The organism is Geobacter sp. (genome assembly GCF_027327745.1).
In the GTDB taxonomy this organism is placed as follows: domain Bacteria; phylum Desulfobacterota; class Desulfuromonadia; order Geobacterales; family Geobacteraceae; genus Geobacter.
Window position 1 is genome coordinate 1 of the sequence record NZ_DAHVYG010000027.1, and the last position, 21,997, is coordinate 21,997.

A 21,997-nucleotide genomic window follows, 5' to 3' on the forward strand; every position below is an offset into this window, starting at 1 on the left:
TCATCGAGGCCCACGGCGGACGGATCGAGGTGGTGAGCGAGATCGACAAGGGGAGCGTCTTCACTGTCTATCTGCCCCTTTCGGGAAGGGGCTGACCGCGGCATGGAACCGGTCATCGTCTGTGCCGCCACCCGTCAGGAGATATCCCTTCTGGTACGAAGCATAGGCGCCCTAGAGACCCGGGGGCGAGGCGGGCGCGAGACATATCGTGGCGCGGTCGGAGAGCAGGAGGTTGTCCTCGCCATAGCCGGCATCGGCAAGGTAAATACCGCCTCGGCCCTCACGGCCCTTCTGGAGTCGTTCACCCCTCCACTCGTCATAAACGTCGGCTGCGGCGGCGCCTTTGCCGGAAGCGGCCTCCAGGTGGGGGACCTGGCCATTGCCTCCGCCGAGGTCTATGGCGACGAAGGGGTCCAGACTTCCGCCGGATGGGAGCCCCTCGACCTGATCGGCATCCCTTCCCTCGAACGCAAGGGCTTACGGTATTTCAACGAGTTTCCCCTGGCGAAACTCCCTGCCGAGCGGGCGATACAGCTCGCCGCGGCCTTGGGGATTTCGGCCCGGCGGGGGAGGTTCGTCACCGTATCCACCTGCAGCGGCACCTCAGCGCGGGGGGAAGAGCTGTTACGGCGCTTCGACCCCCTCTGCGAAAACATGGAGGGTGCGGCTGCGGCCCATGTTTCGCTCCTCTACGACGTCGACTGCCTTGAGGTCCGCGGCATCAGCAACATGGTGGAGGACCGGGATCTCTCCCGCTGGAACATCCCCCTGGCGGTCGAAAAGGCCCAGCGCTTCATCCTAAAGTTCCTGGAAACCTATCATGAACAGTGACCCCGGCGTGACAGAGCCTCCCCTTTCCCTCGGTTTTTCCCCCTGTCCCAACGATACCCATATCTTCCATGCCCTCGTGCACCGCCTGGTCGACACGGCGGGGCTCTCCTTCCGGGAGCGGCTGGAGGATGTGGAGACCCTGAACCGCCTCGCCATGGAGGGGGCCCTAGACGTGAGCAAGGTCTCGTACCATGCCCTCGGCCACCTGCGGGACGACTATTTTCTGCTGAGGGCGGGAGGTGCCCTCGGCCGCGGCTGCGGTCCCCTCGTGGTGGCCCGGGGCGCCTTGTCCATGGCCGGGCTGCGGGGAAAACCGATTGCGGTGCCGGGGCGCTACACCACGGCGGCCCTGCTGCTGCGTCTCTTCGATCCCTCCCTCGACACCCTGGTCTATCTGCCGTTCCACGAGATCATGGGGGCGGTGGCCCGGGGGGAAGTGGCCGCCGGGGTGATCATCCACGAGTCCCGGTTCACCTTTCCGGAATACGGTCTTACGAAGCTCCTCGATCTGGGCGACTGGTGGGAGCGGGAGACCGGCTGCCCCATCCCTCTCGGCGGGATTGTGGCAAAGCGTTCCCTCGGCGCGGAGACGGCGGCGGCGATCGATCGGGCGCTTCGGGAAAGCGTCGCCTACGCCCGAGCCAATCCCGCTGCGGCGAAAGCCTACATCCGGTCCCATGCCCAGGAGATGAGCGACGAGGTCTGTGTCGCCCACATCGGCCTCTACGTGAACGATTTTTCCCTCGACCTGGGAAGCGAGGGGGAAGCAGCGGTGAAGACGCTTCTCGCGCGGGGGGAGCAGGCCGGCATCTTCCCGCCGTCCCCTTCCTCCCTCTTCGCTCTCTGACTGGGAAAGTGCCGCATTAACAGCGGGTTATGGATTGGAGGCGGTCTTTTCCCTTGACCGCGGCCCGGCTTCCGTGCTATACGGGTGCCTCGCCCAAAAGGAGGTGCCTATGGTATCTTTCCTCCGGAAGGGACGGCTGGCGATCCTGATCATCCTCTGCCAGGCGCTCTTCCAGATCCAGACACTATCCTTGCAAGCAGAAGAGATTGCAGAGAAAGAGTCGCTCCAGGGGGCTGACGCAACGGCCCAGGAGGGCAACACCGGCGTGCTGGGAGTAGCCTCCTATTACGCCAAACGCTACAACGGAAGAAGAATGACATCGGGGAAGCGGTACGATCCGCGGAAGCTGACCGCCGCGCACCCCACCCTCCCTCTTGGAACGAAGGTCAAGGTGGTGAACGTGGCCAACAACCGGGAGGTGACGGTCACCATAACCGATCGCTGCCGAAAGAGAGTGTCGCACTTCATTGACCTCTCCCGGGAAGCGGCCAGGAAGCTCGGTTTTCTCGGCAAGGGAAAGGCGAAGGTCCTCATCGTCTCCCTCGAAGAGATCCCGTCCTGAAACAAAAAAAATCAATTTGGGCGAACATGGAAAAAGGCCGGCAATCATGCCGGCCTTTTTTCGTATGGAATCTCGCTACGGCTTTCCAGGGAAGCGTGCCAGGAAGGCGGGGAGGGCCACGAGGGCGAAGAGGGCGGTGGCGCCGACCCCGAAGTTGGTGGCCCAGCCGATGGAGGCCATGGCGCCGTAGTCGGTGAAGGCGAGGGAGCCGAAGCCGGCGATGGTGGTGAGGGCCGAGAGGAGCACCGCCCGTCCCGCCTGGGTGAAGCGCGGGGGGGCCTCGGCGGCCGCGGCGCCCCGCACGCGGTGGTAGACGTGGAGGCCGTAGTCGCTCCCCATGCCGAGGATGGTGACAAGGACCATGGCGTTCATGAAGTTGAGCCGCATCCCGGTGGCCGCCATGAGGCCGGTCATGGCGATCACCCCGGCGGTGACCGGCAGGAGGGCGGCGGCGATGCCGGCCAGGGATTCGAAGTGGACCAGGAGGAGGAAGAGGACGATCGCCCCACCCACGGCGAACCCTTCGACGAAGCTCGTCCGCACCGACTCCGCCAGCTGCCGGCTGATGAGGTCGGGGCTCGTGGCGCGGGCCGTCGGGTCCACCGCCGCCAGCTCCCGCAGGAACGCCTCCTGGGGGAAGTCGCTCCCCCGGTAGTGGAGATAGAGGAGGAGGTGGACCTTGCCGTCCCGGCTGATGAGGTAGCGCTCCACCATTCCCCGCAGGGGGGAATTGCGCAGCCGTTCCACCGCCTCGGTCAGCGGCACCGGCCGCGCCGCGGGGAGCCGTTCCATGGCCGCCAGGGTGTCGCCGAAGAGCGCCGGGTCGAATCCCTCCCGCTCCAGGGAGTCTTTAAGCGCCGCCGCCGGAGACGAGCCGCCGAGGCGCTCCTTCAGGCGCCGCAGAACCGCGTCCTGGCCGCTGCCGCCGTTCACCACCTGGCCGAGCCACGATACCGCCGCCAGCTCCCCCCGTTGCCGGTACCGCCCGGCCAGTTCCCCCACCCGCCATCCCCGCGCCATCACTTCTTCGAGGCTAGTCCCCTCCACCGCCACCACCATCTGCTTCGGCGCCAGGCTCAGGTGCCGCTCGATCCGCTCCTGGGTCAAAAATGCCTCGGAGTGGCGTGGTTGCAGGTTCTTGAGATCCCCCTCGAAGCCGAGGAAGAACGAGGTGGCGAAAAGGAGGGCCGTCAGGGCGACGGAGGCAAGGGAGACGGTCCGGGGGTGCCGGCCGGTGGCTCGCCAGAGCCACCCGAGTCCGAAGGCGGGGAGCGGGGTGGGAGGGCGGGGGAAGCGCCCCTCGGCGAAGCGGAGGAGCGGGGGGAGGAAGAAGAAGGTGGCGTAGAGGGAGAAGAGGACGCCGAGCCCCACCAGAAGCCCCAGCTCCGACAGCGCCCGGACCTCGGCAATCCCGAGGGCCAGGAACGGGAAGGCGGTGGTGGCGGCGGCGGTGAAGAGTCCGTGTCCCGTGTCGACCACCGCCAGCCGCAGGGCCTCCTCGATCCCGCATCCCGCCAGGCGCTCAGTGGCGAAGCGGTCGTAGAGGTGGATCGAGTAGTCGGTTCCGAGGCCGATGATCAGGGCGGTGAAGGCGAAGGAGATGATGTGGATCGAAGGGAGGAAGAGCCTCGCCGTCCCGAGGGCGAGGAGGGTCCCGAAGACGATGATGACCGGGATGAGGAGGGTCGGGAGCACCCGCCGGTAGGTGAGGTAGAAGAGGCCGAGGACCACCAGGAGCGATGAGATGATGCAGGCGATGATGTTGCGCTTCATCACCGCCTCGTCGATCACCGCCGAGAGGTGGGCCCCGGCGCAGGAGACGGAGACCCGCGGGTCGACGGCGGCGCGGGCGGCGTTGATCCCCGCCACGAGCCGGCGGGCGAAGGCCATCTCCTGCACCGGCCGGGCCGGCTCGGCGACCATGACGAGGAGCCGGCCGTCGCGGGAGAGGAAATAGGGGGAGTCGGGGTCGAGGTCGAGGGAGCGGCTCCCCTCCCGGAGGCGGGGAAGGACCAGATCGCGGAGATAGAGGGGGTCGGCGGCCACCAGGTCCCGCATCCCCATCCCGGCGCCGGAGGCGAGCTCCGCCGTGGCCCGCCGGAGCGCCCGGTCCATGGCCGCCGGGGTAAGATACGCGGCGTAGGCGTCCGCCCGGCCGGGATCGAGAAAGAGCTGGGGGTGTCCGACGGCGTAGGTAACCAGAGCCGCGAAGGGGGCCGCTTCCGCCGGGTCGACGACGCGGTAGGAGACCTTGCGGAAGGCGGGGGCGCCGTCCACCTGCAGTTCCCGCAGGCGGGTCGCGAGGCGCTCCGCCCCGGCGGGGAGGCGTTCCCGGTCCCCCTCCAGGATGAAGTAGGCCTCCCCGGCGCTGCCGCTCCACTCCAGGGTGTCGAGAAAGAGGCGAAGAGGGCCTTTGTCGGTGGGAAAGAGCTTGAAGATGTCCGATTCAAAGCGGATCGTCAGGACCGAGGTGAGGGAGAGGACGAGAAGGAGGAGGGAGCCGGCCACCGTCGCCCCGGGGTGGCACCAGGTGACCCGGAAGATCCACTCCAGGTGCGCCCTGATGGCGGCCTGGGTGGCCGCGATGAGGCGTGCCGCCGGCATGGCCATGGCGGGCTATACCCCCTTGAGGCTTGAAAGGGGGAGAAGGGTCAGCCCCTCCAGGTTCGGGGTGAGGGCCGCCTCTTCCACCGGCCGGTTCACCTCCGGCTCGTCGAAGGTGATCCTGACGCTGGTGCCGGCCCGGTCGGCAAACTCGATGACCGCCGGGAAGGGAACCCCGTCCACCGAGCGGTAGCCGCGGTAGAGTACCTCCCCCTCCTCCGAGCTCTTCCGCTCCAGGAACCCGTCGGGGCCGTAGGTGGCGACGATCGTGCGCCCCGCCGGATTGGTCCGCTTCACCGTGCCGGTCGTCCCGGGGCGCAGGAGGGGATCTCCCTCCACCACCCACTGCATCATTCGCCATCCCTGGAGTCCCCCTTTGGCGGGGAGGTCGGCAAAGCTCCCCACATAGGCGGTTCCCTTGGAGGGGAGGAGGAGGGTGACCCGGTCGTCGTAGGCGAAGAACTCCAGGGCGGTGGTGCCGAAGGGGGTGAGCATGACGAGGTGGAAGCGGTCGGGGCGCCGGTAGATCAGGTAACCGGTGCCGCCGGTGCTCCCCTCGGGGCCCTTGACCGAGATGGAGACTGTGGCCGCCAGGGTTTCCACCGTGGCGCCGGGGATGAACGGCGTCTGCGGCCGCGGCGTGGTAGCGCAGCCGGTGAGGGCGAGGGTGAGGGCGAAGAGCCCGAAAATGGCACGAAGAAAGCGCATCGGTAATTACTCCAGGCGAAAGTCCCGGTCGGCGAGCCCCACGTTCTTCCGGAGGCGGTGGAAGGTGATGACGGTCCGGTCCCGGTTCCGCTCCTCGATGGAGAGCCGCCGCAGGCGTCCGTCGCTGCCGAGGAGGATCTGCAGCTCCTTCACCCCCCCCCTGGCGGAGGGGAGGATCGTCAGGGTCACGTTCTCTCCCCGCTGGTCGGCCTGGACGGCGACCCCCTCGGGAATCCTCGTCACCGGCCGGTCCAGGAGGTTCATCCAGCGGAGCAGCCCCTCCTCCGGGGGGAGGACGATCTTCTGGCGCACCCCTTCCGCCGGCAGGAGCATGGTGAGGGTGGTGTCCTTCAGGAGGACCCGGCTGGCGTGGGGGGGGTAGAGCTCCAGGTAGAAGAGGTCGGGTTTCCGAAAGCGGACCGTGCCGTTGGAGACGAGCTTTCGTTTCATGAGGGCGATCTGCTTCTCCTGGGTGATGTCGGCGGTGAAGTCGGTTACGCCGGCAAACCCCTTGCGGAGGAGCTCCAGTCCCTCCAGCGGCGTGATCCGGCCGGCGCCGGCGGGGGCGGGGAGAAGCAGGACGAGGGCCGCGAGCGCGGCGCCGATGAGATTTCCGAAAACCCGGATCATGGCAGCGGTCCCACCTTGAGGGTCAGGGTCATGGTCGCCACGGTCCCTTCGTCGCAGGCGACCTCTCCCTCCACGAGGTGGAGGGTGCCGAACGACTTGGCGACCCGTGCCGTGATGGTGAGGGTGGCGCCGTTGGGAACGGCGCCGTGGAACTCGGCCCGGTCGATGGCGGCCAGGACCCCGCCGGCATCACCCTCCCGGGCGGCGGCGATCCCCGCCAGCTGGGCCACCGACTCCACCAGGAGGATCGGCGGATATCCGCCGGGAGAGCCGGTGACCCGGGCGCGGGCCGTGGCACTGGCGCCGGGCTCCACCGCCAGGAGGCGGTCGAGAAAGAGAAACGGCGGACGGTGGGGGAGGTATGCGGCCGGGTCGACGCTATGCAGGGGAGCCTCCGGCGACATCGATGGCGAAAAACGGTCCCTCCGGCGAGGCGGCCAGGTGGAGTCCCGCCGCCCCGTCCGGGAGAAGGGTGAAGATGGCGACGAGGGCAAGCCCCCCCATGGCAAGGGAGCGCCCCACCAGCGGCCCGATCTCGATGCTGCTGCCGGCGAGGCCTTCCCGGAGCCAGGGGAGATCCGCCGCCGTACCGGAGAGAGAGACGATGTCGGGGGGGACGGTGCCGCGGAGGCGGGTCCTTCCCGCAGCCTCGGCGCCGGGGGGGATAAAGCCTGCGGTCCGGATGGCGGTCACGGTCCCCCGGACGGTGGCCCCGCGCCGAAGGGCGTCCCGACGCCGCTCCAGGACGAGGATGCCGCTTCCCTCGCCAAAGCCCCGGGCGTGGCGCCGCAGCTGCCCCATGGCGTGGAAACCCTGCATCATCGGGGCGTTCAGCTCATCCACCCCGCCGGTCAGCATCACGTCGGCGCGCCCCTCCTCCAGGAAGCGGCACGCCATCTGGAAGGCGGCCTCCGCCGAGCAGAAGCGCTGCACCTGGGTGACGTTGGGTCCCTTGAGGCCGTGCTCGATGGAGGCATTGCTCGCCGGTGCGTTGGGAACGGTGTTGGGGAAGAGCATCGGGACGAGCCCCTCCACCCCCCTGGTGAAATAGCCGCTCAGCAGCTCCACCGAGTTGGCGATGCCGCCGAAGCCGCATCCCAGGGCGATGCCGATCCGGGACGCATCGGTCCCCTTCGGATCGATGCCGGCATCGGAGAGCGCCATGCCGGCGGCCACCGTGGCGAGGAGACTGCAGCGGTCGAACTTGCGCGCCTTGAGGGGGGGTATGAAGTCGGCGACCCGGAAGGCGTCGGCCTTTCCCCACCGGTGACCGCTTTCGCCGAGGATCTCCTCGGGGACCGGCGCGAGGCAGCTCGTGCCGCTGGCGACGGCCGCGCGAAGCGGCGCGGTGCCGACGCCGGCAGCGGAGATGGCGGCGAGGCCGGTGACCGCTATGTCGAGGTTCTTTCCACTCATTTCCCCACCACCACGCAGGTAATGTTCCCCCCGAAGGCGAAGGAGTTGGAGAGGACGATGGATGCGTCGCTCTGCCGCCCCCCCCCGTGGCAATAGTCGAGGTCGCACTCGGGGTCGGCGCCGCGGAAGTTGAGGGTTTGGGGGATGGCCCCGGCGCCGAGGGCGATGGCGGTGGCGGCGATCTCGATGGCGCCGGCGGCGCCCAGGCAGTGGCCGGTCATCCCCTTGGTGGAGACGAGGGGGACCTGACCGGCCCGTTCGCCGAAGACCTGCCTCATCGCCTTGCTCTCCACCACGTCGTTGAGCTGTGTGCCGGTGCCGTGGGCGTTCACCCACCCGACCTCCTCGGGGGAGACGCCGGCGGCGGCCAGGGCGTCGCCTATCACCCGGGCCGCCTCGCCGCCCGACGGTTCCGGGGCGGTCATGTGGTACGCCTCTCCCGCCAGAGCATAGCCGCGGATGAAGCCGTGGATCCGCGCCCCTCGGGCCCGGGCCTCCTCCTCGCGCTCCAGCACCAGGAACGCCGCCCCCTCGCCGAGGGAGATCCCCTGGCGGCCGAGGCTGAATGGGGAGCACGGCTCGGGATCGACCACCCGCAGGGAGTTGAAGCCGGTGAAGGTGAGGAGCGAGAGGGTGTCGGTGCCGCCGCAGAGGCACGCCTTGAGCCGGTCGGTGGCGACGAGGTCGGCTCCCCAGCTGATGGCGGTGGCCGAGGACGAGCAGGCGGTGGTGATGCTCCCCTGGTAGCCGTGGAGGCCGAAGTGGGCGGAGAGGACCGTGGCGCTCCGGTCGGGGAGGAGCCCCCGCAGTTGCGTCGGGTGCCCCGCCTTTCCCTCGATCCGTTCGCGGAGCCACTCTTCGCCCTGGATCATCCCGGCCGCGCCGGCCCCGACGCAGACCCCGATGTCGAAGGGGTCGAGGCGCTCCCGGATGCCGCTGGCGGCCAGGGCCTCTCCGGCCGCGATGACGGCGAACTGGTCGGCCCGCGAGAGGTGGTCGGCGGTCCGGCGGTCGAAGTAATCGCGCGGCTCGAAATTCCTGACCTGGGCGCCGATCCGTGCCGGGAAAGGAGAGACGTCGAAGAGGTCCACCGGGCCGATGGCGCTTCGGCCCTCCAGAAGCGACGCGGTGAAGGAGGGGACGTCCCTGCCGGCGGCGCAGAAGACGCCGATTCCGGTTATGGCGATACGGGGTTTGGTCATGGGTCTGATGGTTGTTTTTGAATACTTTTATTTTACCCGCAAAGGTGCCGGGAAGGCAAAGAAAACTTGGCGTTGGAGCCGGCCGGGGGCGGTTACACGAGCCCGCCGTCGACGATGAGGCACTGCCCCGTGATGTAGGAGGCGCGGTCCGAGGCGAGGAAGGCCACCGCCTCCGCCACTTCCTCGGGGCGGCCGAGCCGGCCGGTGGCGGTGCTCTTGACGATGCTCTCCACGATCTCCTGCTTCATCCCGGCGATCATCTCGGTCTCGATCAGCCCCGGGGCCACGGCGTTCACCCTGATCCCCATGGGGCACACTTCCCGGGAGAGGGCCTTGGTGAAGCTGATGGCCGCCCCCTTGCTGGCGGCGTAGTTGGTCTGCCCCGGGGTGCCGGCGTAGGCCGACACCGAGGAGAGGTTGACGATGGCCCCCGCGCGCCGGGCGAGCATCTTGCGTACCCCCCACTTACAGCAATGGAAGAGGGGGGAGACGTTGGTCCGGATGACGGCGTCCCAATCCTCCTCGCTCATCATCGGGAGGTAGACGTCGCGAATGATCCCGGCGTTGTTCACCAGGATGTCGAGGTGCCCCGTCTCCCGGGCCGCCGTGTCGATGAGGGTCTGGGCCCCCGCGGTGGTGGCGACGTCGGCCTTCAGCGCGACGACGGTGCCGGCAAGCCCTGCGGCATCGGCCTCCAGGGAACGGGCCGCCTCGTCGTTGGCGAGGTAGGCGGCGAAGACCCGCCCCCCCTCCCGGGCGAAGTGAAGGGAGACGGCGCGGCCGATGCCGCGGGTGCCGCCGGTGACGACGACGATCTTGTCCTTGAATTCCATGACTTGACCTCTCCTATTTCTGGCAGAACGGATTCACCCGGCTCCGCCCCAGCCGCTTCATGAGTTTCCACAATGGTCCCCGCACCGGAAATTGGCGCATCGCCTCCAGCATGGCGTCGCTCATGTTGATTTCCAGCCCCGGTGCCACCCAGTTGCGCCGCTGCATCGCCTCGGCGGTGACGAGGTCGCGAAGCTCATCCCGAACCTCGGGAGAGAGGTAGAAGACCGGCTCCAGGAGCGCCGCGTCGCCGGCAACCATCCCCTCCGCAACGGCCCGGTCGTAGAGCTGCGTGCCGGGGAAGATCCGGATGCCGGTCATGGCGATGACGGCCGTCGGCTCCACCTCGTCCATGAGGGCGAAGCTCTCCCGGACCGTCTCCCGGTTTTCCCCCGGGCCGCCGAAGAGGATGTAGTGGGCGAAGTCGACTCCGACCTCGCGGCAGATCCGGGAGGCGTCCCGGACGTCGGCCACGGTGAACGACTTTCCGAGGCTGGCGAGCATGGCGGGGGAGCCGGAGTCGGTGCCGTACTCCACGGCGTCGCAGCCGGCCGCTACCATCTGCTCCACGAGCCGCGTGGTGACGAAGCCGGGATTGACGAAGGCCGACCAGTTGAGCTTCACCCCCGCGGCGGCCATGGCGGCGCAGAGCTCCCCGGCGAAGTCGGGGGGATAGTTGAAGATGTCGTCGACGAAGTAGACGTAGTCGATGCCGCGGCGCTCCTCCAGCTCCTTCAGTTCGGCGACGATCTCGCCTGCGGGGCGAAGCCGCATCCGGCGCCCTTCCAGGAGGGGGTAGGTGCAGTAGACGCAGGCGAAGGGGCATCCCCGCTTGGTCTGGAGGTTGGCCATCCCCCCCTCCCGGCGGTAGCGCTCCAAGGCGAAGAGGCTCCGGTCGGGGGTGCCGATCCGTCCGACCGGCAGGGGAGGGGCGAAGCGTACCTCGCCCCGGACGACGACCCCCGGCAGTCCGGCGGTCTCTTCGCCCTGCTCCAGACGCCGGATCAGCTCCGGCAGGATCTCCTCCCCCTCGCCCACCAGGCCGAAGTCGCCATCAAAATGTTCGAGGAGTTCCGCCGGCATGAGGGAAAACCCCGAGCCGCCGATGATGGTCGGCGCCTTCCCCCGGCACCGGGCCACGATCGCCCTGACCCCGGCGAGGTAGGAGCGGGAGCCGGGCCAGGTGACGTTGTCGATGTTGCGGACCGAGATCACCACCGCGTCGGGGACGAAGTCGGCGAGGGCGTCGGTCATGGCGGCTTCCGGTTCGGCGGCGAAGCAAAGGTCGATAGCCCGGAGTTCGTGGCCGGCGGCCGCCAATGGAGGGGCCAGGTAGGCGAGACCTATGGGGAAGACCGGATAGGGGCTCCGCTCACGGTTGGCGGAGACGAGGAGGATCTTCATAGCTACCCTTCCAGAAAGGCGAGCATCTGTTCCAGCCGAGGGGCGACCGGTGCGGGAAAGCGGTACTGAAGGACGCCGTCGCGATCGGTAAGGGCATGGACGGTTCGGCCGGTGGCACAGAGGGTGCCGTCGGCGGCGGAGATCCGGCAGGAGAACTCCAGGGTGGCGGTCTCGGTCCGCCGGCTGGTGGTAAGGATCCGCAGCATCTCGTTGTAGCGGGCCGGCCGGCGGTATTTGAGCTCCAGCTCCACCACCGGCGCCAGATAACCGAGCTCCGCGAGCCGGGCGGCGTCGAGGCCGAAGCGGCCGGCCAGCTCGTTGCGCCCCACCTCCATCCAGCCGACGTAGTGGCCATGCCAGGCGACTCCGTAGCTGTCGACCTCGTTGAAGCGGACGGTGAGGGGAGTTTCGTGTTCGCCCATGCTACCTCCCGGTTTCGCTTTCGATCCAGCGGTTGTACTTCTTGAGGGAATCTCCCACTCCCACCTCGAGAAAACGGCTGCAGCCGGCTCTCCGCAGGGCGCGGTAGGTCCGCTCCCAGTTGACCGGAAGGGTCAGCTCCCGGACCATGAACGCGGGGAGATCGGCGGCGGTGAGGAACTCCTGCTCGATGTGGTCCAGGAGCGGAATCACCGGCTCCCGGTAGCGGTAGCCGGCGAAGATCGCCCCGAGTTCGTCCGCAATCTCCGCCATGGGGGGAGCGTGGAGCGGGGCGTCGCACGGAAAGATCTTCACCGAGAAGGCCCCCCGGCCGAGGGCTTCGGCGCAGGCATCTTCCATCGCCCCCCGCTCCCCCGAGAGGAGGAAGTGGCGCGAGGTGTTGTGGTTGGCGAGAAAGACGCCGTTGTTTTCCGCGATGGCGAGAAGCGGCTCCAGGGTGAGGCCGACGATGCACCCGAGGGCGTACGGTTTCGCCCTTCCCATGGCGGCCATGGCCCGGCCGGAGCGGGCGGTGAGCTCCAGGACTTCGCCTTCGGGAAGGGCACCGACGGCGGCGATGGCCGGGTAGATCCCCATGCTGTGCTCCGCCACCAACTGCGGCGAAACCCCTTCCGCGCGAAGCAGCCGGGTCCGGTAGAGGCTCATGGCGACGCCGTAGAGCTGGAGCGCCACCTGGTCGGTGGCCGGCGCCCCGAGCCAGGAGAACGTGACGAGGTCGAAGGCGGCCCGCTCCCGGGCAAGGCCGGCAATCTCCCGGAAGAGGGGGTCGTCGGGAAGCGCTGCGGGGGGAGCCAGGGGCTGGCCGGGGAACATGAAGCAGATCATCGGCACCCCGCCCGGAACCGCTCGGTCCTTCTGATAGCGCTGCGGAACCCGACGTTCATCGGGCCGAAGACCTGAACCGAGCGGTGGCGCTTCACGATCCGCCGCCACATGGAGCCGAAGGAGTAGAAGGAACGGTTCAGCCAGTCGTGTCCCGCCTGGAGCTCGGCGGCGGTCATCCCCCGGGGTTCGAAGGTTACGTGCCCCATGTCGTAGTTGCGCCAGTCGTTGGAGGTGATCCTTCCCTCCGCCTCCAGGCGGCGCCGGACCGCCGTGCCGGGGTAAGGGGTGAGGATCGGGAAGATGGCCGCCTCGATCCGGGCCTCCTCGCAGAAGCGCAGTATCCGGCCGAAGGAATCGGGGGTGGCGCCGTCGTAGCCGAGGACGAAGGAGCCGAGGATGCCGATGCCGTGGTCCCGGAACCGCCGGGCAAGCTTCAGGTACTCGCCGGCCCGGTTGGTCACCTTCCCCATGGCGGCGAGCTCCCCCTGGTCCAGGGATTCGAAGCCGACGAACATTCCGACGCATCCCGCCTCTCCGGCGGCCCGCATCAGTTCCTCGTCCTGCGCGAAGTCGATGGGGGCGTGGGAGAGCCACTTGAACCCCATCCCCTTCATCCCCCGGAAGAGGGGGAGGGCGTAGCGGCGGTCGGCCACCAGGTTGTCGTCGACGAAAAAGGCGAAGGAGTTCACCTTGCGAAGCTGCTCCAGCTCCGCCAGGACCGACTCCACCGGCCGTTCCCGGTATTTCCTCCCGTAGAAGGCGGTGACGGAGCAGAACTCGCAGTCGAAGGGGCAGCCGCGGGTGGTCTGGAGGGTGTTGGTGAGGAGCTATCCCTTGCCGGTGAAGAGCTCGCGCCGGGCCACGGGAATCGTCTCCATGGGGATGAGGCCGGTGGAGCGGTAGAGGCGCTCCAGGCGTCCGGCGGCAAGATCGTCCAGGAGCCGGGGCCAGACGAGCTCCCCCTCCCCTACCACCACGGCATCCACGTGGCGCAGCGCCTCGTCCGGGAGGTTGCTGGCGTGGAACCCCCCCATGACGACCTTCTTCCCCCGGGCGCGGAAGCCGGCGGCGATCTCGTAGGCCCGGGGGGCCTGGGGGGTCATGGCGGTGACGGCGACCAGGTCGCACGCCGCGCCGAAATCGACCGCCTCCCGGCTTTCGTCGCAGAGGGCCACCTCCCACTCGGGGGGGGTGACGGCGGCCAGGGACGCCAGGGCCAGGGAAGGGAACTTGAAGCCGAGCTCCCCCCAGAGTCGCCCCTTGGGCCACCCGGGGGAGACGAAGAGGATCCTCATTTGCGGTTGGTCGCGATGTAGTCGGCCATGCTCCGGACCGACGCGAAGACCTTGGTGCCGGTGGCGGCGTCGGGGACCACCACGCCGAAATCCTTCTCCATGGCGACCACGAGCTGGAGGGCATCGATGGAGTCGAGGCCGAGCCCCTCGCCGAAGAGGGAGGCGTCGGTGTCGATATCTGCGGGCGCCATCCCGTCGATCCGGAGGGCGTCGATAATCATCTGCTTGACCTGGGTGATCAGTTCGTCGGACATAAGGGGCTATTCCTTTTCCTGTAATGTGGTGGTGCCGTTCCAGTAGTCGAAGAAATTGTACCACTGGTCCGGGTACTGCCGGATGTATTTTTCGAAGACGCGGAGAACCCGTTCCATCCCGTCGCGGATCGCCGCCCCGTGGCGGCCGTGATCCCCCCTGAAGTAGACCGGTTCCTCCATGATGGTGGCGTAACGGCTCCCCTCCAGGGGGACGAAGACCGGCAGGACCGGCGCGCCGGAGGCAAGCGCCAGATAGGCCGCCCCCACCGGGATCTGGGTCGGGCGGCCGAAGAAATCGAGGGCGATGGTGTGGGACGAGCCGTCCCGGTCGCCAAGGAGCGCCACCACCTCGTTGCGGCGCAGGGCGTTCACCGCCTCCACGATGGCCAGGGGCGAGGTGTCGTCCCGGTCGACGTAGATGAAGCCGATTCCCCGTTCCTGCCGCGCCTTTTCCCGAAGCGCGTTCACCTTCTCGTCCGGCTCCCGGAAGGTCATGACGTTGATCCGGTACCCCCGGTCGGCGAGCCCCAGCCCCCCCAGCTCCCAGTTGCCGAGGTGGGGCGAGATGATGATCGCCCCGTTCCCCTCGGCCAGGACCCGGTCGAGGATGCCGTGCCCCTCCTGGCGGCCGAAGAGGGCGAAGAGCCTTTTCCCCGACAGGCGCATCATCAGCATGATGTCGCACCAGTTGCGGGCGAACTTGTAGTAGCCCGAGAGGACGAGCCCCTCCACGTTGCGGCGGCCGGTCACCGCCCGGAGATTCTCCCGGAGGCCGCGCCGCTGCGTTGCCGAGATGCCGTAGACGATCCCCGCGGTTACCAGCGCCATCGGCGGGTGGAGGAGGCGGGGGACAAGCCGCGTGAAAAGATTGATCAGAAACAGGTTCGCGCTGTTGTAGAAGGTCACGGCGGCTCCATCACCCCTTGCCGCACCTCCGGTTGCGCTTCTCCCGTACCGCCCCGAACTCCCGCTCCCAGGCAGGGTCGGCGAACGCGGCGTAGCGGCGGGAGTAGTCGTCCATCCGGTCGGCCAGGCCGGTGAAGATGGCGTCGGCCCCTTCGTGGGTCGGATAGGCCCCTTCGCTCTCGAAGAGCTCGCGTCCCGCCTCTGGGTGGTCGATCAGCATGCAGGGACGAAGGAGGTTGTCGTGGCTACCCTGGACCTCGCGGATCCTGCGGAAGAGGGGGGAGTCGAGGGCCTCCCGGATCGTGGTGCGGCGGATGTTGTCCACGGCGAAGTGGCAGAAGACGCACGGCTCGATGTCGCCGTTGGCGTTGATGTGGAAGTACTTCCGCCCCCCGGCGATGCAGCCGCTGATGATCGGCCCGTCGTTCCAGAAGTCGACGAAGAGCATCGGCCTGGTGGCCCGGAAGTCGACGATCCGCCGCCGCAGGTAGTCCCGCTGCTCGGGGGTGGCCATCAGTTCCAGGTCCGGTTCCCGCCCCACCGGCACGTAGGTGAAGAGCCAGAGGGCGAAGACCCCTTTGGAAAGCAACATGTCGATGTAGTCGTCGCTCGTGATGATGCCGGTGTTGCGGCTCGTCTGGGTGAAGGAGCCGCAGAAGGAGAGCCCCGCCTCCCGCAAAAGGTCCATGGCCCGCATCACCTTCTTGAAGTGCCCCGGGCCCCGCCGCTCGTCGGTCTCCTGCTCGTACCCCTCCAGGGAGAAGGCGGGCATCACGTTTCCCACCTCGATCAGCTTCTGCACCATCGCCTCGTCGATGAGCCCGCCGTGGGTGAAGACGAGGAACGCCATGTCCGAGTGCTTCCGGAAGATCTCGAAGATGTCCTCCTTGAAAAACGGCTCGCCGCCGGAGATGACGGCAAAGTAGACCCCCATCTCCTTCATCTGGGTGAGAACCGAGTCGATCTCCGCGTTGGTCAGCTCCAGCGCCTTGGAGTAGTCGCCGGCGTAGCAGCCGTAGCAGGAGAGGTTGCACTTCATGGTGGTGCTGATCACCACCGTGGAGGGGGGGTAGTACCCCTTGCGCTCGGCCCACGCCTTGCGCTTGTTGGTGCCGGAGAGGAGGTGGTTCACCGCCAGGTTGGTGATCCACTTGTCCCGCTGGTTCGGGTGGAGCTCCCGCAGGATGCGGCGGGGGAACTCGATGGAGGGGTGGCTCTCCCGGATCAGCTGGCGGATCCAGCGGATCCGCTCCTTGTAGTAATCCTTCTTCGGGATCAGCTCCATCAGGTGGGTCATCCGCGCCAGGTTCTCGTTGGAGGCGCTGGTGGCCAGGGAGAGGAGGAGGGAGACGATCTTTTCGGTGGTGTAGGTTTTCAGGCTCTGGAGCATTGAGTGCCCTCTAAAATTCACATGTAGCGGAGAAATGTCATGCAGATGTTCCACGTGTCCCGTACCGGCCGGAAGTGGCTGGTGCCCCGGCCGTCGGCCACCCGGGCGGCGACGGGAAAGGAGTCGATGGTGAAGCCGGCGCGCCAGGCCTTGAGCAGGATCTCCATCTCCAGTTCGTAGCCGGTTGCCGCCAGCTCCACCCCCCGGAGCAGCCGCGCCGAGTACCAGCGGAACCCCGACTGGCTGTCGGTGATGGTGAAGCCGGTCCGTTTGCGCATGCACCAGACGCCGAAACGGTTCCAGACCGCCCGCAGCCCCGCCATCTCCCCGAACTGGCCGTGACGGGCGGCGATGAGGATGTCGGTGCCACGCTCCCGGGCGGTGGCCACGAGCCGGGGGATCGCCTGCGGGTCGTGCTGGCCGTCGGCATCGAGGGTCACCATCCCCGCGAAACCGTGCCGAAGGGCCCAGGCGAAGCCGGTCCGAAGCGCTGCCCCCTTGCCGCGGTTCGTGGCATGGCTCTCCAGGTTCACCGGCAGTCCCGCCACCGCGGCCGCGGTCCCGTCGGTGGAGCCGTCGTTCACCACGAGGCACGGGACCCCGAGGGCGAGAACCTCCCGGACCACCCCGGGTAGGGTTCCTTCGGCATTGTAGGCGGGTATGATTACGCAGTATCCCAAACGTCGACCAGATGCGCGAGTGTCGTGAATTCGAATCGTCCCAGGAGGGAGCGAAGCCTCCCTTCGGCGCTGCGCCGCGGCCCGTAGGCGACGAAGGAACGTAGCGGCGAAAGCGGCAGCCGCGGCCCCGCCGGGTCCATCTCCCGGGGGTGCAGGAAGAGGACTGCCGGCATGCCGCGGCGGTTCAGCCGCCCGATGGTGGCGACGATGATCCTCTCCGGAAAGAACCGGAACCCCCAGCCGCCGCCGGTCGGGAGGTTCCCGAAGGGGGTCGGCGTCACCAGGGGTGGAAATTCCATGATCTCCCCCGCCGGAGTGGCGATGGCATGGGGCCCCCGGGGCCCCCGGCGGTTTCCCACGAAGGGGAGGGGGGAGAGGCTTGCGTCGTAGCGATACCCCTCTTCCCGCAGGATCGGGAACGCCCATGGGGTCCGCTTGCGGCAGAGGGACCACTGGGGAGCCCGGAACCCCGTGGGGCGGCGGCCGGTCTGCCGTTCGAGCAGGTCGCCGGTCCGCCGGACCTCGTCCCGGAACTCCGCCGGGGTGAGGCCGGTGACGAGCCGGTGGGACCAGCCGTGGGAGGCGATCTCGTGGCCGGCGGCGGCGATGGCGGGGACAAGGGCCGAATGCTGCTCCGCCACGCAGCCGAGCACGAAGAAGGTGGCCCTGGCCCGGCAGTCAGCCAGCAGGCTGAGGATCCGCTCCACGGCGGCAACGACCCGTTCCTCACCCTGAAGGGGCGCCGGCTCTCCGGGGAGTCCGCAGACGTGGAACCATTCCTCCACATCGATGGTGAGGGCGTTGGGAACCGTCATGAAAGAGAAAAAGGGGTGTGATCCCCCTGTTTTGACTAAGGTATCAAAGGTACACTATCCGCTAACCCAAGTCAATACAAGGGGAAACGGCCCGAAGTGGAGGTAGGCCGAACAACGCTCTTGACCGTGGAGTCTCTTTTCGGAAACAATGGCGAAACTCCCCCGTCCGTGAGGTCATGATGAACATTCTCCTTCTCCGCCCCCATCCTGGCAACGACCGCTTCGGTCTCGGCCCCTTCTTCCGGGTCGAGCCCCTGGGGCTCGAATACATCGGTGCGGCGCTCCGGGCCAAGGGGTACGCGGTCACCGCCGCCGATCTGCGCTTCCGTCCCGGTGCCGCCACCTGGATCCGCCGGAGCCGGCCGAGGCTCGTGGCCATCTCCTGCCTCCATGCCCTTGAATACGAGCGGGTGGTGGAGCTGGCCCGGGAGATCCGCCGGGCGAGCCCCGGGGCGTTCATCCTGGTTGGGGGGCATGCGGCGGCGGCCTTTCCCGCCCCTCTCGAAGTCCCCGAAGTTGATGCCCTCTGCCTCGACGACGGCGAGGAGATCGTCCCGCTCCTGGCCGAGGCCCTGGAGAAGGGGAGAGCCCTCGGCGAGGTGCCGGGGCTGCGCCTTCGCACCGGGGAGGGCTGGGTCAGCACCCCGGCACTGGAGCGCCAGACCTGCCTCGACCTGGTGCCGCTGCCGGCCCGGGAGCTGGTGGAGCGCCACCGCAGCGGCTATCACTGTCTTCTCTTCAAGCCGGTCTGGCTCGTGGAGACCGCCCGGGGGTGCCCCCACCGCTGCTCCTTCTGCTCGGTCTGGCAGCTCTACGGCCGCTCCTGCCGCGAGCGGAGCATCGCCGCGGTGGTGGAGGACTTCGCCACCGCGGGGGATGCGATCTTCGTAGCCGACGACCTCTTCTGGCACAACCCCGCCCGCAGCCTGGAGCTGGCCGAGGCGCTGAAAAGGCGCGGCGTCTTCAAACGCTGGATCCTGGTGCAGACCCGCACCGACCTCATCTGCCGCAGCGCCGACCTGATGGCGGCCTGGCGTCCCCTGGCGAAGGACTTCGACATCTTCCTCGGCCTGGAGGCGGCCACCGACAAGGGGCTCGCGGGGATCACGAAAGACTCGGGGGTGGCCGAGAGCGTGGAGGCGGTGCGGCTCGCCCGGGAGCTTCGCTACGGCATCAACGGCAACTTCCTCATCGACCCCGACTGGGAGGAGGACGACTTCCGCGACCTCTGGGAGTTCGTGGCCCGCTACGGGCTACAGCGGGCCGGCTTCACGGTGCTCACGCCGCTTCCCGGGACCGACTTCTTCCGGGAGGTGGCCCCGCGCATCGCCCGCCAGTCCTGGTCCAACTTCGACATGCACCACCTCCTCTGGGAGCCGCGGGTGGGAGCCCGGCGCTTCTTCGAGCTCTACGCCGAGACCTGGCGCCGCTCCATCCTCAACACCTCCGGCGAGAAGGGGATCGTCGACTGGATGAGGCAGGTCCGTCCCTCCCAGATCCCCTACATCGCCCGAGTCCTCTGGCGGACCCAGCGGATGATGAAGCCCGAGGCCTACCTGCGGGAGTACGAGGAGAGCCGCCCCCGGACCACGGAACCGCTGGTCGATTTCGGCGGCGCTGCCTGGCGCGGGGGTGTCGTCTGATGGCGAGAGTTCCCCGGCTGCTCCTGGTCTATCCGGCCACCCACAAGCTCGGCTGGGCCAGGTATTTCCAGCTTCCGTCCCATTCGCTCCAGATGGTGGCCGCGGCCACCCCCCTCCATTGGGAGGTGGTCCTGGCCGACGAGGTCCACGACGACGTCCCCTTCGACGGCGCCTTCGACCTCGTGGGGATCACCGCCATGACCCACCAGGCGACCCGGGCCTACGAGATCGCCGACCGCTTCCGGGCGCGGGGGGTCCGGGTGGTCCTAGGCGGCATCCACCCCACGGTCCTCCCCGACGAGGCGCTGCGGCACGCCGACGCGGTGGTGATCGGCGAGGCCGAGCCGGTCTGGGGGGAGCTCCTTGACGACCTCCTGGCGGGACGCCTTCGCTCCCTCTACCGGGCGCCGCACCCGACGGGAGAGCTTCTCACCGCCCCCTGGCCCCGGCGCGAGATCCTGGCCGGCCGGCGCTACCTCACCACCCAGACGGTCCAGGCGAGCCGCGGGTGCCCCTACGACTGCTCCTTCTGCACCGTGACTCCCTACTTCGGCCGCACCTTCCGCTACCGCGACCCGGCTGACATCCTGGCCGAGATCCGCTCCTTCAACCGCAAGCTCGTGGTCTTTCTCGACGACAACCTCCTGGGGGACCCGGCCAAGGCCTGGCCGATCCTGCGGGGGCTGGCGGAGATGAACGTCCGCTGGGGCTCCCAGACGAACCTCCGTTTCGCCGAGGACCCGGAGCTCCTGAAGCTGGTGGCGGATTCGGGGTGCATCGGCCTCTTCGTCGGGATCGAGTCGGTGGTCGGCACCCACGCCAACCTGGCCAAGTCCGGCTCGAAGCACTCCCAGGCCGATCTCATGAAGCGGGTGCGCGACGCCGGGATCATCCTGGAGACCTCCATCATCTTCGGTTTCGACGACCACGACGAGAGCGTCTTCGAGACCACGGTCCGCTTCCTGGAGGAGTGCTCCCCCAGCGTCCCCACCTTCCACATCCTCACCCCGTACCCCGGCACGGCCCTCTTCCGCCAGTTCCGGGAGGAGGGGCGGCTTCTGACCACCGACTGGTCCCGCTACGACCACTCCACCGTGGTCTTCCGGCCGCGGCTCATGTCCCCCGAGCGGCTCCACCGCGGCTGGCTCGAAGCCCGCAAGGAAGCGTACACGTGGCGCGCCATCGCCGGGCGGGTGCTGCGCAATCCGGGAAACCGCCTGACGAATCTCGCGTACAACATCCTGCGCAAGGGTCCCAACGATCTGTTGGGGCACGAAGCGGTCGCAGAGACTGATACTCTGAGTGCATGCGGGCCACTCGCCGGACAGAATCCGCTTGCCAAATGAAAAAGGGGCCGAACGCCCCTCTTCCGTTTCATCCTCTGCGCCACGCCATGGCGCCCTCCCGCTATCCCCTCTCTCTGGCAGCCATCTGCCGCAAATTTGTGATGTCCCGTAACGGTGGTGCCCCGAACAACAGCAGCGACTTCCGCTCCACTCTCCCCCGCTTCACGCCGGAAGCACTCAAGGCGAATCAGGCCCCGGTCGATCTGCTCGGGAGAATCGCAGCAGAGAAAAACGCTTCACCTGCCCAGATCGCCCTTGCCTGGCTGCTGGCCCAGAAGCCGTGGATCGTCCCCATCCCGGGGACCACGAAACTGGAGCGGCTGGACGAGAACATCGGCGCACTCGCTGTCGAACTCACGACCGACGATCTCCGCGAGATCGACAGCGCCGCCGCTCAGATCACGGTGCACGGGAACCGCTACCCCGAAAAGCTGGAGCAGTTGACCGGCCGATAACAAAACAAACAGGATGAATACAACCATGTACAAAGCCAAAGCTTACTCCGCTGCCAGCGCGACATCGCCGCTCGCCGTCTCTGCTTTCGGCCTGCTGCTCGGGCGCCGCAGCCTCTCCGGGTCGATCATTGGCGGTATCGCCGAGACCCAGGAGATGCTCGACTTCTGCGGCGAGCACAACATTGCCGCCGATGTGGAGGTCATCCCCATCCAGAAGGTCAACGAAGCCTACGAGAGACTGGTCAAGGCCAATGTGAAGTACCGCTTCTCCATCGATATGGCTTCGCTAAAGTCCGAGGGCATGAGGACATAAGAAATAAGTTTTCCCCCGCTGCTCCTCTCAAACGAAAAGGCCCGCCAAAAGCGGGCCTTCCTGCCTGTCCCTGACGGAGCGGTACGTTGTACGGTCTTCTATGGCCTGATCTCGACAACCGTGCCATTTGGCGCCAACTTGTCAATTTCGTCGATTTCTTGGTCTGTTACGGCAATGCACCCCTTCGTCCAGTCAACGTCCGTGTGGGCATCGCCAACCCACGAGAAGCCATTCTTGATGCCGTGGATCATGATGTTTCCGCCCGGAGAAACGCCGAGTTCTCGTGCTCGCTTTTTGTCGCTCTCGTTGGGATAGGAGATATGAAGAGCGCGATGATAACGGCTGTCCCTGTTTCTTGAATCGATGATGTAAGTTCCCTCCGGGGTTTTGTTATCGCCTTGCCGTTCTTTTGGACCGATCGGGTCTCCCCCCAGGGCTATCTTGTAGGTTTTGAGCACCTCACTCTTTGAGATCAACAGCATCTGTCGTGCTTCTTTTTCTATCACTATCTTATCTATCGATGGCTTCTGTATTGCATAAGCAAAAACATTTTTTTCGAGTGCTTCAATCTTTTTTTGCAGTGCAGCAATCTCATTCTC

The 21,997-nt window shown here is 67.5% G+C and carries 22 protein-coding genes and 3 pseudogenes; 7 read left to right on the top strand and 18 right to left on the bottom strand.

What is annotated here, in order from left to right:
• Window positions 1-102: 102 nt before the first annotated feature.
• The 3 genes from mqnB to M6689_RS04785 all read left to right on the top strand — a co-directional run bounded on the left by mqnB (window position 103) and on the right by M6689_RS04785 (window position 2,240).
• Window positions 103-831: a futalosine hydrolase gene (gene mqnB, locus M6689_RS04775; RefSeq protein ID WP_298268460.1), complete on the top strand. Its 729-nt coding sequence runs from the start codon at window positions 103-105 to the stop codon at window positions 829-831.
• Entirely contained in the window at window positions 821-1,678 is an 858-nt protein-coding gene (locus tag M6689_RS04780; RefSeq protein ID WP_298268462.1) for a 1,4-dihydroxy-6-naphthoate synthase, read from the top strand. The genes mqnB and M6689_RS04780 overlap by 11 nt, the downstream gene beginning before the upstream one ends.
• 109 nt (window positions 1,679-1,787) lie before the next feature.
• Entirely contained in the window at window positions 1,788-2,240 is a 453-nt protein-coding gene (locus M6689_RS04785; RefSeq protein WP_298268465.1) for a septal ring lytic transglycosylase RlpA family protein, read from the top strand.
• Between the two features lie 75 nt (window positions 2,241-2,315).
• Here M6689_RS04785 and M6689_RS04790 read toward each other — a convergent pair whose 3' ends face one another.
• From M6689_RS04790 to M6689_RS04870, 17 genes and pseudogenes are all read right to left on the bottom strand, one after another.
• Window positions 2,316-4,850, bottom strand: coding sequence for an MMPL family transporter (locus M6689_RS04790; RefSeq protein ID WP_298268469.1), 2,535 nt, complete (start codon window positions 4,848-4,850; stop codon window positions 2,316-2,318).
• Between the two features lie 6 nt (window positions 4,851-4,856).
• A complete protein-coding gene (locus M6689_RS04795; protein ID WP_298268472.1) occupies window positions 4,857-5,552 on the bottom strand; it encodes an outer membrane lipoprotein LolB in 696 nt (231 codons plus the stop codon).
• Between the two features lie 6 nt (window positions 5,553-5,558).
• Entirely contained in the window at window positions 5,559-6,182 is a 624-nt protein-coding gene (locus M6689_RS04800) for an outer membrane lipoprotein carrier protein LolA (RefSeq protein WP_298268474.1), read from the bottom strand.
• Window positions 6,179-6,586 (bottom strand): hotdog domain-containing protein, encoded by a 408-nt coding sequence (locus tag M6689_RS04805; RefSeq protein ID WP_298268476.1) that lies wholly within the window; start codon window positions 6,584-6,586, stop codon window positions 6,179-6,181. Before M6689_RS04805 ends, M6689_RS04800 begins: the two co-directional genes overlap by 4 nt.
• Window positions 6,561-7,598: a beta-ketoacyl synthase N-terminal-like domain-containing protein gene (locus tag M6689_RS04810; protein ID WP_298268478.1), complete on the bottom strand. Its 1,038-nt coding sequence runs from the start codon at window positions 7,596-7,598 to the stop codon at window positions 6,561-6,563. Before M6689_RS04810 ends, M6689_RS04805 begins: the two co-directional genes overlap by 26 nt.
• A complete protein-coding gene (locus M6689_RS04815) occupies window positions 7,595-8,800 on the bottom strand; it encodes a beta-ketoacyl-[acyl-carrier-protein] synthase family protein (RefSeq protein WP_298268481.1) in 1,206 nt (401 codons plus the stop codon). The genes M6689_RS04810 and M6689_RS04815 overlap by 4 nt, the downstream gene beginning before the upstream one ends.
• Before the next feature lie 92 nt (window positions 8,801-8,892).
• Window positions 8,893-9,633: a 3-oxoacyl-ACP reductase FabG gene (gene fabG / locus M6689_RS04820; protein WP_298268483.1), complete on the bottom strand. Its 741-nt coding sequence runs from the start codon at window positions 9,631-9,633 to the stop codon at window positions 8,893-8,895.
• Window positions 9,634-9,646: 13 nt separating this feature from the next.
• Entirely contained in the window at window positions 9,647-11,035 is a 1,389-nt protein-coding gene (locus M6689_RS04825) for a lipid biosynthesis B12-binding/radical SAM protein (protein ID WP_298268485.1), read from the bottom strand.
• 2 nt (window positions 11,036-11,037) lie between these two features.
• On the bottom strand, window positions 11,038-11,457 hold the full coding sequence (locus M6689_RS04830; protein WP_298268487.1) for a thioesterase family protein: 420 nt from the start codon (window positions 11,455-11,457) through the stop codon (window positions 11,038-11,040).
• A gap of 1 nt (window position 11,458) precedes the next feature.
• The gene (locus M6689_RS04835; RefSeq protein ID WP_298268490.1) at window positions 11,459-12,301 is read right to left on the bottom strand and encodes an ACP S-malonyltransferase; all 843 of its coding nucleotides are present in this window, start codon (window positions 12,299-12,301) and stop codon (window positions 11,459-11,461) included.
• Window positions 12,298-13,098, bottom strand: a pseudogene (locus tag M6689_RS04840) (radical SAM protein); the annotation flags it as partial. The gene M6689_RS04835 and the pseudogene M6689_RS04840, both read right to left, overlap by 4 nt.
• Before the next feature lie 30 nt (window positions 13,099-13,128).
• Complete coding sequence (locus tag M6689_RS04845; protein WP_298268494.1) at window positions 13,129-13,596, bottom strand: cobalamin-dependent protein; 468 nt, start codon at window positions 13,594-13,596, stop codon at window positions 13,129-13,131.
• Window positions 13,593-13,850, bottom strand: a complete 258-nt coding sequence (locus tag M6689_RS04850; RefSeq protein WP_298268497.1) for a phosphopantetheine-binding protein — start codon at window positions 13,848-13,850, stop codon at window positions 13,593-13,595. Before M6689_RS04850 ends, M6689_RS04845 begins: the two co-directional genes overlap by 4 nt.
• A 6-nt stretch (window positions 13,851-13,856) precedes the next feature.
• A complete protein-coding gene (locus tag M6689_RS04855) occupies window positions 13,857-14,756 on the bottom strand; it encodes a lysophospholipid acyltransferase family protein (protein WP_298268500.1) in 900 nt (299 codons plus the stop codon).
• 10 nt (window positions 14,757-14,766) lie between these two features.
• A complete protein-coding gene (locus M6689_RS04860) occupies window positions 14,767-16,146 on the bottom strand; it encodes a radical SAM protein (protein WP_298268503.1) in 1,380 nt (459 codons plus the stop codon).
• A 17-nt stretch (window positions 16,147-16,163) separates the two neighbouring features.
• On the bottom strand, window positions 16,164-16,772 hold the full coding sequence (locus M6689_RS04865) for a glycosyltransferase family 2 protein (protein ID WP_298268505.1): 609 nt from the start codon (window positions 16,770-16,772) through the stop codon (window positions 16,164-16,166).
• Between the two features lie 38 nt (window positions 16,773-16,810).
• On the bottom strand, window positions 16,811-17,641 hold the full coding sequence (locus M6689_RS04870) for a polysaccharide deacetylase family protein (protein WP_298268508.1): 831 nt from the start codon (window positions 17,639-17,641) through the stop codon (window positions 16,811-16,813).
• Window positions 17,642-17,820: 179 nt separating this feature from the next.
• Between M6689_RS04870 and M6689_RS04875 the strand changes: the two genes are divergently transcribed.
• From M6689_RS04875 to M6689_RS04890, 4 genes and pseudogenes are all read left to right on the top strand, one after another.
• Window positions 17,821-19,284, top strand: coding sequence for a radical SAM protein (locus M6689_RS04875; RefSeq protein WP_298268511.1), 1,464 nt, complete (start codon window positions 17,821-17,823; stop codon window positions 19,282-19,284).
• Window positions 19,284-20,630, top strand: a complete 1,347-nt coding sequence (locus M6689_RS04880) for a radical SAM protein (protein ID WP_298268513.1) — start codon at window positions 19,284-19,286, stop codon at window positions 20,628-20,630. Before M6689_RS04875 ends, M6689_RS04880 begins: the two co-directional genes overlap by 1 nt.
• Before the next feature lie 128 nt (window positions 20,631-20,758).
• A pseudogene (locus M6689_RS04885) lies at window positions 20,759-21,085 on the top strand (aldo/keto reductase); the annotation flags it as partial.
• A 67-nt stretch (window positions 21,086-21,152) separates the two neighbouring features.
• Window positions 21,153-21,398, top strand: a pseudogene (locus M6689_RS04890) (NAD(P)-dependent alcohol dehydrogenase); the annotation flags it as partial.
• A gap of 98 nt (window positions 21,399-21,496) precedes the next feature.
• On the opposite strand, the gene M6689_RS04895 reads toward M6689_RS04890, so the two are convergent.
• The coding region (locus tag M6689_RS04895) for a L,D-transpeptidase family protein (RefSeq protein WP_298268522.1) at window positions 21,497-21,997 on the bottom strand (501 nt) is incomplete at its 5' end.